Below are 14,430 nucleotides of genomic sequence, written 5' to 3'. Positions count from 1 at the left end.
GCTTTATCGAATTCTTAAATAATAAAATTAACCTGTAAAATTCATATAGATTAAAAAATCCCATAGATCAACTAATTTATTAGTCTTTCTATGAGATATATTGATTATATCATCAATGTAGCTGTCACTTTAATTTTCCATTTACTCTCAAATAAATAATTAAATCTTTTTTATAACCTTTGCAGGAACCCCTCCTACAACTGTATAATCAGGTACATTTTTGGTAACAACAGAACCTGCAGCTACAACCGCATGCTTTCCTATTATTACTCCTGGCAATATTATTGCACCATATCCAATCCAAGCACCATCACATATTATAATATCTTTAAAAGTATATCCTTGACTTTTAATTGGTATATTTTTATTTTGATAATTATGATTGCTTACCGTCATATATACATTCGGTCCTATCAATACATCATTTCCTATTATTACTTTTTTGCCTTCATCATTATCAGCATATATACTTGTATATGGTCTTATCGTAATATTATCACCGATTTCTACATTATTAGTCCCTACAATAGTTACATACGGTCTTATATCTAAATTCATTCCATATCTTCCTAATTTTTTATAAAGAAATGATCTTAATGATTTAAAATACAACATCCAATGAGTAAAAATTATATCTGGCCCAAACCTATTTTTAAACTTTGTTAGCAACATTTTCTAGTCTCCCAATTTAAATAAATCTATCATATATATATTTATTTAACTCTAAAAATTCATTATTCAATAAATGAGGTGCTAATAGCTCCATTAATTCAAAATCTTCTTCAGAATCTATATCTAATACTGCTGTATCTTTCATAAGTATAATATCAAATAACCCATCAAACGGAGATGCTTTAAAAACATTATATAAACTATCTCTTTTATAGCAATAAATAGATGCATTCATATCATATACCTGTGGTGCTTGTTGTCTTGCAACAAAACTACTATTTATTACCTTTTTTGCCTTATTATCTTTTACTTCAACCATATTAAAATAAGGATTTCTTCTAGAAGGTACAACAGAAAAAGCAACATCAACATTACTATTTTTTATACATTTTGATAATGCATTTTCTATATCCTCTACTTTCCTTAGTGGAGATGTAATATCTAAATCTATTACATAATCATATTTTATACTTCTAAGTTCTTCCATATATTTTAGTGAATATACTATAACAGGTATCTTTGGTGAATGATCTTGAGCTAACTCTATCGATCTTTTTATGCCTATAACAACACTTGTTTTTGTAGCTATTGAAATTAATTCTTCACTATCACTGTTTACACATATATCTATATTATAATTTGAATTCTTTTCTTTAAATAACATTGAAGATGCAATTGTATAGTTAATAAGTGGAGTTCCAAGAAATTGTTTAATGTTTTTATTTTTTACTCCTTTTGATCCTGCTCTTCCACATATAGTAAATAGAATATTCATTATGATTTTCCTTCCTTCGCAATTTTTAAAGTATTTATAGCAGTTCGAATATCATTCTGATTTTCTTTTTTATTTTTTATTACATCAAAAAAATACTCTATTTCTTTTCGTTGAAAATCATTTCTCTCTTCTTTGAAAGAAATAACTTTATTATTATTCATATAGCGAATTTCACTATTAGCTATATCTGCAATAATAGTATCTTCCTTAGTAAATAACTGAATTTCACGCATGTTATTTCTTCCAAAATAATCCAGATGTACTTCTGCTAGCATTTTAGGGTATTTAGCAATATACACTGATAAATCATCACTATCTATCTCTAAATCAGAATATTTTCCTCTTAAATTATAAACTTCTTTTGGTTTTCCAAATAAATAATTGATGTAATCCCATTCATGAATAAGGTCAATGGAAACCCCCCCACCTTCCTCTAAATGAGCACTATAAGTATTTCTATAATCAACACCTGGTCTCCAGTCAGGTAAATAACTGGAACAAATCACTCTTACGCTATAAACTTTACTCAAGTCAACTTCATTTTTTAAGTATTGGATAACATTTGTATATCTCAAAGGACAAGCAATATAATAAATTCCTGACCTCTTTAAGGATAAATTCTTTATAGATTTATTAGCATCATCAAAGACTGGTTTTTCAATAAACATATGCTTTGTATTCGGTACGTATTGTTTTATGGTTTCATAATGTAGATGAGTAGGATTTGTTATAAATATTACATCATAATCTTTTGGAACATCTTCATATGAACAATAAACTTTATCAATCAACTCTTTTAATTCTTCATTAATACCTTTACCTTTGTTGCTTCTTATTAGATCAATTGAATAAGTTATATTTTTTTCGGATAAGACTTTAGCTATATTTAATAGATGCCTACTTCCTATTGATCCAAGTCCAATAATTGCAATTTTATAATGATTCATTATATCACGCCTCAATTTCATCAATAATTTTTAGTATTGATTTGTCCTTTTCAAAACTGTAAATGGGCTCATTATTTCCATTCACCGTTTCAAAAAAAGATACTATTTCGTTAAAATATGCATTTTCAACAATAAAGCTACTATATTGTTCAAGTTGATCAATCTTATCATACAATTGAATTGTTTTCTCTTCTTTTTTATGATAATCAAATATTTTAAGTCCTTCTGGTGATCCATCCCATTGTAAAAATAGTTTTTCTCCAAAAATCTCTAAATTTCTTACAGCTTTTCTTGACACAACATCTACAATAAATACCCCTTTATGTCCTGTAGCATGTTGCACCATCACCAAATAATTGTCATTATAATTTATATTGAGATTGCTCATTTTACTTTTAACAACATCAATCTTTATAATATCACCGAACACATCTATTAACCATGGTAGTTCAATTGCAAAAAGTTCTCTACAACCATTTGAACGTTTATTACCTACAAAAAAATTGTTGTAATTTTCCCACGGATGCCAGTCTGGCAAATATTGTCCAACATGATAAGTATAGTTTAATAAACAGTCCGCCTCATTTATAAGAGATCTAATTTTATTTATTTCCTCACGATATAAAAATGTTGAGGACATAAATAAAACTACTCCATTCTTTTTGGACAAAGTTATATTTTTATCATATTCATCAGAAACCAAATTAAGCTCTGTAAATACATGGATTTTTCTTTCTAAACACTGGGTAATAATTTTACTATGAGATAAAGGAGCTGTACAAACGAAAGCACAATTTATTTTAATTTTATCAAATAAATCATTTAAACTACTATATGCCTCTATATTATATTTCTTCTCACATTCTTCTCTTCGCTCTTGATTGTTATCCACACCATATATTTCTATATTTGAATCATATTTTTTTATTAATCGTATTCTTCTCTTTCCCATAGATCCTAAACCGACGACAACTATATTCAAGCTATCTCACCTCACAATCATAAAAATTCTTCTTAAGATTTACTTTATTGTTCAATAAATAATCCATTATAACTTCAACAATGTTTGCTGATGTATTTCCATCTCCATAGGGATTCGCTGCATTTTTAGCTTTTTCTCTAAATGTATTGGTTAAAGCCATTTCAATTGCTTTCTGAATATCATCTTTTTTCGGTTCACAATTGATTATACTTTCTCCTTGAATTCTACCTTTTTGTCGATCTCCAATATTAATTGTTGGGATTTGAAAACTTGGAGCCTCAATTAACCCACTTGAAGAGTTTCCAATAACGAATATACAGTGTTTTAAAGCACTTAGATATCTAGTCATTCCTAAAGATGTAAATGCAGTGATATGATCATTTTCTTTGGAATATTCATCAATCATCTGATTAATAATACGTCCATTAGCATCAGCATTGGCTTTAGTAAATATAAATTTAATATCTTTATACATTTGACAAGCATCTAATAATTCTTTTATTTGTTCCTCAGACTTGTGATCTTCTAAAGTAACAGGATGAAATGTAACCATCACATAAGGTTTATCCAGCTTATCATTTATTGATTCCTCAAGCTCTAATTTACTTAGAAGTTTTTCATTAAGAATATTTTCAATACCAATAGCACCTACAAAAAAAACCCTCTCTGGATTTTCTCCAAGTTGGATTACACGTTTACGATATTCTTCTGTACTTGTAAAATGTAGATAGCTTAGTTTTGTAATTGCATGACGAATAGACTCATCTACTGCACCTTCTGTTTTTTCCCCACCATATAAATGAGCAATTGGAATCCTCTGATTCATGGCAGCAACAGCTACTGCCAACGTTTCATATCGATCTCCTAATACAATTAATAAATCTGGCTTTAGTCTTTCAAAATAATCTGCAAAACTAATCATAGCTAATCCCATAGATTTTGAAATTGAAGATGGGGTATCTGCACTTAGAAGAATTTCTATCTTTTCATCTATATTAATACCATCTTCTTCTATCTCTTTATATGTCAATCCAAATTCAGGTGAAAGGTGTGCCCCTGTTACAACAACACGTACATCAAAATCTTCAACTAAATTTAATTTTTTAATAATTGGCTTTAATAATCCATACTCAGCCCTTGTAGCTGTGAGTATACTAATCTTTTTTTTCATAGCTCTATCAACTCATCTTCTTCAAAATTTCTTGTTGCTATCTTCCCAATTACATCAAACCATCTCATTGGTGAAATGCCACTGCCCGGTCTTTTCACAGTAATATTTACTTCTGTAAAGACTTCACCTTTTGATATTTTTCTGCTGGCTATAATACTTTTTCTTGCGATTTCCATATTTTTTATTTCAGATTTTGCAGGCTTTTTCTCACCACTACCTATAGCAATCTCAACATTTCTAATAGCAGTTACCATTGCTTTTAATTCAATAGGTTCAAGACTTGCTTTGTGATCAGGTCCTTCCATATTTCTATCAAGAGTAAAGTGCTTTTCTATTACATTCGCTCCCATAGCTATAGCTGCTATTGGAATTTCAATTCCTCTAGTATGATCTGAATAACCTACTGAAACATCAAACTCAGCTTCAATAGTCTTCATAGCCTTTAAGTTTACATCTTCATAAGGTGTCGGATACTCCGTAGTGCAGTGAAGAACAGTAATTTCACCAGAACCATTCTCTTTGAGTACTGAAATTGCAACTTTAATATCCTCCATTGTACTCATACCAGTAGATAAAATAACAGGCTTTCCTAACTTTGCTATTTTCATCAAATATGGTAAGTTTGTAATATCCCCAGATGGAATTTTCCATTTTTTCATATTAAGACTATTCAAAAAATCAATACTGTCAAAATCAAATGCAGTAGAAAGAAACTCAATATCTTTTTCTCTACAGTACTCAATAAGTTCAACAAATTCATCAAAGGATAATTCCAATTTTTTTAGCATATCAAACTGACTTTCATTCTCATCTGTATGATATTTTTGATATTCTGCTTTTTGAGCATTCTTTGAGACAATATTTTTAGAGATAAATGTTTGAAATTTAATGCAATCTGCCCCTGCTTCTTTTGCTTTATCCACCATCATTTTTGCTAACTTTAAACTTCCATTATGATTAACCCCTGCTTCTGCAATTACATAAACACTCATCTTATTCTAACCTCCTTACAAGGATTACCATAAGCCATCACATTGTATTCAATATCTTTTAATACAACACTTCCCATTCCAATAATTGTATTCTCCCCAATATTAACCTGCTGCTTAATCACACTATTAGAACCTATGTGGGAATTTTTACCGATACTAACTTCTCCACTTAATACTACTCCAGGAGCAACATGTACAAAATTACTAATTTTACAATCATGCTCAATTATAGCTCCAGTATTAATTATAGCTCCCTTATGTAATATAGAACCAGCATTAATAACAGCTCTTTTGCCAACAAAAATACCTTCTTCTAACCTTGCTTTAGCACTTACAATAGCAGAAGGATCTATTATGTTAGGAATCTGAAAACCGATTTTTTCTATCATATCAAAAAGTTTTATTCTTAAATTTGGATTACCTATACTTCCAACTGTAACAAATGCATACTGATATCCATCATTAAAAAGCTTTTCTAAATTATCATCACATCCAATAACAGAAATACCCAAAATATTTTTCCCAATATTCTCTTTCACATCAATAATTCCTATATCTTTAAATTGATTAAGTTCAAGAAGACTGTCTAATACAGACTTACAATGACCTCCTCCTCCAACTAAAAGTATTTTCTTACTCATCCCTCTAACCTTCTTCTCATCTCTTCCATCTCGTCTAACTGTCCCATATCAAGCCAACTATTCTCACTAATTGGATAGACTCCAATCTTTTCACCCGCTTGTTTATATTTCTCAATTATATCCGGAAAGCCTACTGCTTTATTTTCTTCAATTTCTTCAATAATTTTAGGTTCTACAATATACATCCCAGTATTTGTGAAAAATGAAAGTTCTGGTTTCTCTCTCATTTCCTCTATTTCACCTGTTTCACTTATTTCAATAACTCCATATGGTATTTTTATGTTTTTTAATGAACATACCATTGTAATTAAATTATTTTCTTTTTTATGGTAATTATATATTTTTTCATAGTCTTCTTCTATCAAAATATCGCAATTTGACAATATAAATGTAGAATTAATTTTATCTTTTAGTAAACTCAATCCTCCACCTGTTCCTAGTGGTTGGTCTTCATCTGCATAATAAACTTGATAGTTTTTTTCAATTTCATTAAAATAAGCTTTTATCATATTTTTCTTATGATTTACTACTAAAAAAAACTGATCACTACCATATTGGTTAAATCTATTTATAATATGTTCTACAATTGGAATTTCTCCAATAGGAATAAGTGGCTTTGGTAAAACTTTTGTATAGGGATAAAGCCTTGTCCCCATTCCGCCAGCCATAATAACTACTGGAACATCTAATACTCTTTTGGATTCAACTTCTTCATCATTCCATAACACAACTGATACAATATCATTTTTCTCATTTAAAATTGGTAAGGCTTCAATAGAATGGTTCCTCATAAATTTCTTAGCAGAAGCTTTTTCTTTTTCCTTCAAATACTTAGGTCTATAATTTGCAATATCTTTTACTTTAGCACCAAGATTTCCTTTTCTAAGAATCCATCTTCTAATGTCTCCATCTGTTATAGCAGCAACAAATTGTCCGTCTCTCACAACAAAAAGAACTTTCTTAGCTACTTTATCTAAAAGTGCCATAGCATCAAGCATTGTACATTCTTCATCAATTAAGAAATCTTTAACATCCAACCTTTCCACCCCTCTGCATCTATAAACTAAACTTTTTCTGGATGCTTAAGACATTCAATGACATATAATACATCTTCCTTTTTTAAATTGGAACTACAAGGAATATTGATAACATGTTTTAGATAAGTCTTAGCTTTTTCTATCTTATAAGTTTGACTACTCAAATAAGGCCTTTGGTCATTAATCAATCCCCATATAGGTCTTGATTGAATTTTCTTTGATAATAGGTATTGAATGATCTCGTCCCTATTTAGTGGATATTTTTCATCACAATATAGTGCATAAAACCAATAATTTGGTCTTATATTATCTTTAAAGGTTAAAATTGTTAAACCTTTAATTTCTTTTATAGCTTCTTTATATAAATCATAATTTTCTTTTTTTACATTAATAAACGTATCAAGTTGTTCTAATTGAGCTAGTCCTAGAGCAGCCTGTAAATTCGTCATCCTGTAATTATATCCAATTTCATCATGAATGTAATAAAGTTCATCGCTTTTAGCTTGTGTCGTGAGATGTTTCGCTCTTTTAAGTATTTCTTCATTATTAGAAACAATCATTCCCCCGCCACCAGTTGTAATGATTTTATTTCCATTAAAAGAATATACCCCTACATCTCCTATAACACCTGCATATTTCCCTTTATATTTTCCTTTAAGATAGTAAGTTCCTATAGCTTCCGTTGCATCTTCAATAACTTTTAAATTAAACTTTTCTGCAATATCCATAATCTTTTCCATGTTTGCCATGTTTCCAAATACATGTACTACTAAAACAGCTTTTATGTGTTTATTCGTTCTTTTATTAATGAGTTTTCCTTCCATAAAGCTACATTCTGTCTCACAAAACTCCAATAGCTTGTCTACATCCATAGTAAGAGAATCATCACAATCCATAAAAATTGGTTCTGCTCCAATATACTTTACAGGATTAACTGCTGCAATAAAAGTCAATGTAGGTACAATAACTTCATTTTCTTTTGTAATTTTACATACCTGTAATGCTATATGAAGTCCTGCTGTTCCATTTTGACAAGATACAGCCCCTTTTGCTTTAACATATTTGGCAGTTTTTTTCTCAAATTCATCAACATAGGCCCCACCCGTTGAGACCCATTCTGTTTCAACAGCATGAGTTACATATTCAAGCTCTCTTCCCTTCAAGTTCGGTACAGAAAGAGGGATAAATTTCTGACTCATGGATTCCCCTCCTAACTAAATATTATAGATATCTGTTTTGTATTTATCCAAATTGTATTTGAAAAATTCAATAGTTTCTGCAAGCCCTTGTTCAAAAGTATAATTTGGCTTCCAGCTTGTAAGTTTCTTAATTTTCTCATTAGCTCCTAAAAGCCTATTTACTTCACTCTTTTGCGGTCTAAGTCTTTGTTCATCACAAATAATTTTAGCATTTGGATTAATTTGTCTGATCAGTTCTTCTGCAAGTTGTCCAATAGATATCTCTTGTTGTGTTGCAATATTTATTTCTTCCCCAATCGTCTTGTCAGACTTTGCAATTTCAATAAAACCATTTGCCGTATCCTTTACATAATTAAAATCTCTTGTTGGTGTTAATGAACCAAGCTTGATTTCTTCTTTTCCATCTAAAAGTTGAGTAATAATAGTAGGAATCACAGCTCTTGCAGATTGTCTTGGTCCATAAGTATTAAATGGTCTAACTATTGTAATTGGCATGTTAAAACTCCTATAAAAAGACTCTGCCAATCGATCTGCTCCGATTTTTGTAGCTGAATATGGAGATTGTCCTTGATAAGGATGTTTTTCATCTATAGGAACATATTGAGCTGTTCCATAGACTTCACTAGTTGATGTTACCAAAATCCTATTTACATCCAAATCTCTAGCTGCCTGCAATACATTTAGAGTTCCTTTTATATTTGTATCTACGTAAGAGTCAGGAGAATGATAGCTAAATGGAATAGCGATTAAAGCTGCCAAATGATATACCTCTTCTATGTTTCTCATAGCTTCTCTGACTCCATTTGGATCTCTAATATCTCCTGTAAATACCTCAACTCCTTTCATAACTTCTTTTGGCAATGTATCTAACCAGCCCCATGAGTTAAATGAATTATAATAGACAAATGCTTTAACTTTTTTACCTCTTTTTACTAATTCTTCTGTAAGATGACTTCCTATAAAACCATCTGCTCCTGTAACTAAAACTTTAGACATCTCTATACCTCCTACATATAGTTTATAGTATTTACGTAAACTATATTTAAAAATATTCCCTCCGTACAATCTTTTATTAAATATTAAATTTATTGATGATCTTCTAAAAATTCATCTATTGTTTCTTGCATTTCTTCATAGATAGGCTGTATATTTTGTATCGTATCTTTACATATCTTCATAAAATTTTTGAAACTATATACTATTTTTTTCCCTTTTTCCATTGGATTTGTTTCTTCATTTAAGCGATCTATACTATCCACTAATATTTTATAATAAACTCTGTTCATAGGTAAAATAAATATAACATAAAAATCATTTTTTTCTACTTTTTTCAAAATCTTATCTAATTGTATATACATTTTTTCTGCTTGGTCAAACTTTCTATTCTGGATAAGTTTATCTATTTTATTTAATACATCAAAATATTCATCCATAAGTTTTAATGCTCTTTTATATGCTTTATTCATATTTTGGGATTGAGACTTCAAATAATCTTTATCATAATCCGTAATACTTCCTTCTAACCAATTTTTTTCCACTATAGGTTCTATGAGATCTTTTTCTATTATTTTTTCTAATTCCATAAAAGTTGTACCTTCTATATGTGCTCCACCTTTAGTAGTATTTATAACCCTTATGTTCGAAAATTCTTTTATATAATATTCCATTTGTTGTCTCATTCTATTAAAACCATCATTAGTTAATATTTCATTACCATATACATCTTTAATCTTAATAGCATCTTTAAATTCTTCTTCTGTAACTTCATTGCTATAATCAATACCTTTGGAATAATTTTCTTTGCCTTTATAAGCTAAATTTTGTCCTACTAATATTATAGAGCTAAAACCTAATTGATATAATAATTCAACTGCAACTACAGCAATAGATGGAGCATCATGAACTATATCTAAGCTACTATGATCTTTATTTTTTAAATAATAATTAGAAACAGAATCTTGACCTGTTATCATATGATATTTATCGCCAGGGTACTCAATTAAAATATCATATCCAATACTACTACCAAATATTATAGGAATCTCTTTTATCTGTTCTTCTTTAATCTTTTGAAACACTTTTTGGTCATTGACTGTTGGATCATATGCACAAGTAGCATGCGGATATATATTATGATAAATTAATGTATTTACAGCAGATCCTACACTAAATATATAAGCTAATCCATTTTCTTTAATGTATCTAATATTCTCTATCTCTTCATTTAAAGATGGACCAGCAGCAACTAAAATAGCAGGTTTATCCTTAAATTCCCCTTTTTTATCCATGATAATATTAGGGGTAGATAACACCTCTCCTAAGTTTTTCATACTGTTGATGATCCATCTTTTCTGATAAGCATAATTCGTATATAAACTACTTTTTTTATGTTTTACGATTGATTTAAATAACTCTTGAAAATTCTTATATTCCTCAGAAAAAATTTGTTTGTGTACTGGAAAATCAATTAAAAGTATATCCCCATTGCTCTTATCAATAACATTATTTAAGAACATATCTATTTCTTCCACACCATTCCCTAATACTATATCTTTTAAATTTTTGTTAGGTAAATTTTTAATAGATTTATTACATAAATAATAATATATTAATTCTGATATTGGTTCATATATATAATAATTCACATTAGGATATCTATTTAAAAATAGATCTATATGGTATCCTAAACCCGTTCCATAAAATATTACTATTGTATTGTCGCTAACTTCTTTATATTCCTCTATTATAGACTCCGCTTCTTTTAAAGGATTATATTTACTATGTATATATGTTTTTTTACTATCTCTTTCTACCAATAAAGTTTTATATCCATTTCTCGTTTCTTCCAATCTTACAATATCCTTGTTCAAATTTTGTTCAAGAAATTTAACTTTATCATGCATCTTAGGGTACATTTTTTTTAATATATTTATATTATCAATTAGCACCTGGGGATACCTCCCTATATACTAATTTTTCTAGTTTTTCTTTCATTTCATTAAATATAGGTATTATTTCATAAAAAAGTATATCCGCTGTAGAAACCAAATCATTATTTTGAAGAATATTTTCAAATTCTATGATTATATTTTTAAGGGAGTAAATATCCTTTGCATAAAGATTCCACTCTTCATAATTATTAATAATATTTTTAAGCTCATTATGAGAATCTATAGATATAAAAGAAGTTATAATCCAGTTTATTCCTTCAATCAAATCTGCTAGTTTATTCCATGTTGTATTTGTGGGTGTCTTATAAAATTCATTAGATAGTATTTCTATTTCTGGTACAGCATTTTTTAGATAATCCATTGTTAACAGTAGCGTATCTGTACAGATTTCATTTTCTGTTTTAGCTATAACCTTTACTTCTTTTATATTTTTTATATGATCTATAAAATAATTCTGAAAATCATTATATACATCATATCCATCTATAGATATACAACTTAATATTAACTTTGAGTTTTCTATCATTTGATTAATTTTTTTAAACATGTTATCTAGAATATTTCTATCATTTTCATACTCTAAAACTTGATCCAATATATATATTTTCATTAAAATTACCTCCAAAAATTTAAAGTCTATTTTTATTATCGACAAAACTAGAGGACTTTTTTATCTTTTGTTAGAATTTATATATTTAGCTTTCTAATAAAATTCAGTTCATCAAAATTTCTGTTAGAGTAATTTTGTATAGTTTCTTTTAAAGTTACTATTCTCGTCCCTTCTATTTTTGCTCCACCTTCTGTTGCATCTATAAATATTTTGTCTTTTTCCATAGCAATTCTATTTTGTATCCATCTTAAATAAATATATAAATTCTTAGAAGTATAAACTATATCTCCATTTATATCTTCTACTTCTCTTAAGTTATTTAAATATTTAATGTCTTGAGAATAAGTAGCTTCTGAATGAGTTTTACTATTCGTAAATGCTAAATCTTGCCCCACAAATACTATAGGATTACATCCCATATTTATTGCTGTATCTAAAGCTGTTGTAGCCACAGATCCTCCTGTTTGAATTAATTTTTTTCTTTTCTCCTTAGCATAATTTTCAGCCAAAGAATATCCATTTTGTAATGCTATTAATTTATATCCTTTATAATTTGTCATAACATTCCTATCACATGTAGATAATACTATAATAGGTACATCTATATTCAAATCTTTGAATTGCATATCATAAACCTGTTCAGAAGGATCTGTAACTATAATCACATCTGGCTTTATATACGCTTTCATTAAAGATCTAACTGCTCTACCAACCGAAAGGATTATTCCTTTATTCTTTACATGTAAAAGTTCTTGTATATTTTTATCTAAAGATGGTCCTGCAGATACAATGTATAATGGAACATCTTTAAATTTATTAAATAAAATATCTACATTTTCATTGTAATTTTTAATATTAGCTTTAAAATTATTCTTCATAATCAAAGAATAATTTTCTGATGAGTTTTTAAACATTCTAAATTCCTCTAATAAATACTTTACATTTATTAAATCCTCAGACATTATACTTAAAGATGTATTATGCATAACAAGTTTTATATTATTTAACAATATTAATTCTTTTAATATTATACTTATTTCTGAGATGCTATTTGGTACATACAATTTAACATTACTATTATCTATGATATTGCTTAAGTCTAAATTATCTAAAGCTAATTTAAAAACTTCTTTGTTTGTTTCTATAATATAAAAATTAGCATTTGGATCCATTTTCATTAACTCTTCTACATGATATCCAAAACCCAATCCAAAAATAATATAATTCTCAATCTCTGGATCATAATTCTCCTCAGCTATATTTATAGCTTCTCTTTGTGGATCATATCTACTGTGTAGATATATAGATTTGTCTTTTAAATTGATTTTCAAAGTAGATTTATTTGTTTTTGTATTCATTAACTTGTATATATTTTGATTAGGATTTAGATTAATAATACTTTTATAAATTTTGTTATATTTATTAAAAAGTGTTTCTATATTCTTTTTATACCACATAATACTAATCCTCCAATATTATAAAAAGACTGGGGTCATCCCAGTCTTTTTATATATTTTGCTTTGTTTAATTATCTTAATAATTGAAGTACTCCTTGAGGAGCTTGATTTGCTTGTGCAAGCATTGCTTGAGAAGCTTGTTGTAAGATATTGTTCTTTGTAAATTCCATCATTTCTTTAGCCATGTCTACGTCTCTAACTCTAGATTCAGCAGCTTGTAAGTTTTCTGCAGAGTTATCTAAGTTTTTAATAGTATGTTCTAATCTGTTTTGAACTGCTCCTAAACTTGATCTTTGATTAGATACTTTTTCAATAGCTGTATTAATAGTTGTTATTGCAGTATCAGCACTTGCTTGTCCACTAATTGAAATACCAGATACTCCTAATCCAGAAGCTTTCATACTACTTATTTTAAGTTCCATATTTTGAGTTGCATTTGCTCCTATATGGAATTTTAATCCAGCTGCTGATAAACCACCACTTAATAATTTTTGAGTATTGAATTCAGTATTTCCTGCAATTCTATTTAATTCTGCTTCTAATTGTTTAACTTCATCTTGTAAAGCTGATCTATCAGCAGTAACGTTTGTATCATTTGCTGATTGAACTGCTAGTTCTCTCATTCTTTGAAGAATTGCATGAGATTCATCTAATGCACCTTCAGCTGTTTGAATCAAAGAAATACCATCTTGAGCATTTCTAGATGCTTGATTTAATCCTTTAATTTGAGCTCTCATTTTTTCAGAAATAGAAAGTCCTGCTGCGTCATCTCCAGCTCTGTTAATTCTCATACCTGAAGATAATTTTTCGATTGATTTTGCTCCATTTCCATTGTTAATTCCTAATTGTCTGTGTGAATTCATTGCCATCATATTATGATTGATAATCATGATTCATTCCTCCTTGATTTTTTTATTGGCATCCTTGCCTTATTTTTTACTTACACTATTATTATCGGTAAATCTTTTTTATACTTTAGTATTTTTTTAAAAAATA

The 14,430-nt window shown here is 28.5% G+C and carries 14 protein-coding genes; all 14 read right to left on the bottom strand.

The features are described from left to right. Nucleotides 1–159 precede the first annotated feature (159 nt). Nucleotides 160–672 carry an acyltransferase gene (locus EK368_RS06190; RefSeq protein WP_129597537.1) on the bottom strand — a complete coding sequence of 171 codons (513 nt, stop codon included), beginning with the start codon at nt 670–672 and terminating at the stop codon, nt 160–162. A 16-nt stretch (nt 673–688) separates the two neighbouring features. Beyond that, nucleotides 689–1,447 carry an acylneuraminate cytidylyltransferase family protein gene (locus EK368_RS06185; RefSeq protein ID WP_129597535.1) on the bottom strand — a complete coding sequence of 253 codons (759 nt, stop codon included), beginning with the start codon at nt 1,445–1,447 and terminating at the stop codon, nt 689–691. Continuing rightward, nucleotides 1,447–2,394 carry a Gfo/Idh/MocA family protein gene (locus EK368_RS06180; protein ID WP_243109370.1) on the bottom strand — a complete coding sequence of 316 codons (948 nt, stop codon included), beginning with the start codon at nt 2,392–2,394 and terminating at the stop codon, nt 1,447–1,449. Before EK368_RS06180 ends, EK368_RS06185 begins: the two co-directional genes overlap by 1 nt. Nucleotides 2,395–2,398: 4 nt before the next feature. After that, the gene (locus EK368_RS06175) at nt 2,399–3,376 is read right to left on the bottom strand and encodes a Gfo/Idh/MocA family protein (RefSeq protein ID WP_129597533.1); all 978 of its coding nucleotides are present in this window, start codon (nt 3,374–3,376) and stop codon (nt 2,399–2,401) included. A gap of 1 nt (nt 3,377) precedes the next feature. Further along, entirely contained in the window at nt 3,378–4,547 is a 1,170-nt protein-coding gene (neuC, locus tag EK368_RS06170) for a UDP-N-acetylglucosamine 2-epimerase (protein WP_129597531.1), read from the bottom strand. Next, a complete protein-coding gene (neuB, locus tag EK368_RS06165) occupies nt 4,544–5,539 on the bottom strand; it encodes an N-acetylneuraminate synthase (protein ID WP_129597529.1) in 996 nt (331 codons plus the stop codon). The genes neuC and neuB overlap by 4 nt, the downstream gene beginning before the upstream one ends. Beyond that, a complete protein-coding gene (locus tag EK368_RS06160) occupies nt 5,536–6,180 on the bottom strand; it encodes an acetyltransferase (protein WP_129597527.1) in 645 nt (214 codons plus the stop codon). The genes neuB and EK368_RS06160 overlap by 4 nt, the downstream gene beginning before the upstream one ends. Further along, the gene (locus tag EK368_RS06155) at nt 6,177–7,226 is read right to left on the bottom strand and encodes a sugar phosphate nucleotidyltransferase (protein WP_479722766.1); all 1,050 of its coding nucleotides are present in this window, start codon (nt 7,224–7,226) and stop codon (nt 6,177–6,179) included. Before EK368_RS06155 ends, EK368_RS06160 begins: the two co-directional genes overlap by 4 nt. A gap of 17 nt (nt 7,227–7,243) precedes the next feature. After that, nucleotides 7,244–8,416, bottom strand: coding sequence for a LegC family aminotransferase (locus EK368_RS06150; protein WP_129597523.1), 1,173 nt, complete (start codon nt 8,414–8,416; stop codon nt 7,244–7,246). A 15-nt stretch (nt 8,417–8,431) separates the two neighbouring features. Then, on the bottom strand, nt 8,432–9,412 hold the full coding sequence (locus EK368_RS06145) for an NAD-dependent 4,6-dehydratase LegB (protein ID WP_129597521.1): 981 nt from the start codon (nt 9,410–9,412) through the stop codon (nt 8,432–8,434). Between the two features lie 89 nt (nt 9,413–9,501). Continuing rightward, the gene (locus EK368_RS06140; protein WP_129597519.1) at nt 9,502–11,364 is read right to left on the bottom strand and encodes a motility associated factor glycosyltransferase family protein; all 1,863 of its coding nucleotides are present in this window, start codon (nt 11,362–11,364) and stop codon (nt 9,502–9,504) included. Beyond that, nucleotides 11,354–11,977, bottom strand: a complete 624-nt coding sequence (locus EK368_RS06135; protein ID WP_129597517.1) for a hypothetical protein — start codon at nt 11,975–11,977, stop codon at nt 11,354–11,356. Before EK368_RS06135 ends, EK368_RS06140 begins: the two co-directional genes overlap by 11 nt. Before the next feature lie 77 nt (nt 11,978–12,054). Continuing rightward, nucleotides 12,055–13,434 (bottom strand): motility associated factor glycosyltransferase family protein, encoded by a 1,380-nt coding sequence (locus EK368_RS06130; RefSeq protein ID WP_129597515.1) that lies wholly within the window; start codon nt 13,432–13,434, stop codon nt 12,055–12,057. A gap of 71 nt (nt 13,435–13,505) precedes the next feature. Continuing rightward, nucleotides 13,506–14,324: a flagellin N-terminal helical domain-containing protein gene (locus tag EK368_RS06125; protein WP_129597513.1), complete on the bottom strand. Its 819-nt coding sequence runs from the start codon at nt 14,322–14,324 to the stop codon at nt 13,506–13,508. Nucleotides 14,325–14,430: the final 106 nt, after the last annotated feature.

Source organism: Anaerophilus nitritigenes (assembly GCF_004138215.1).
Lineage (GTDB): Bacteria > Bacillota > Clostridia > Peptostreptococcales > Thermotaleaceae > Anaerophilus > Anaerophilus nitritogenes.
The sequence above is the reverse complement of the archived record's forward strand: the minus strand, read 5'-3'. Positions and strand labels throughout refer to the sequence as shown.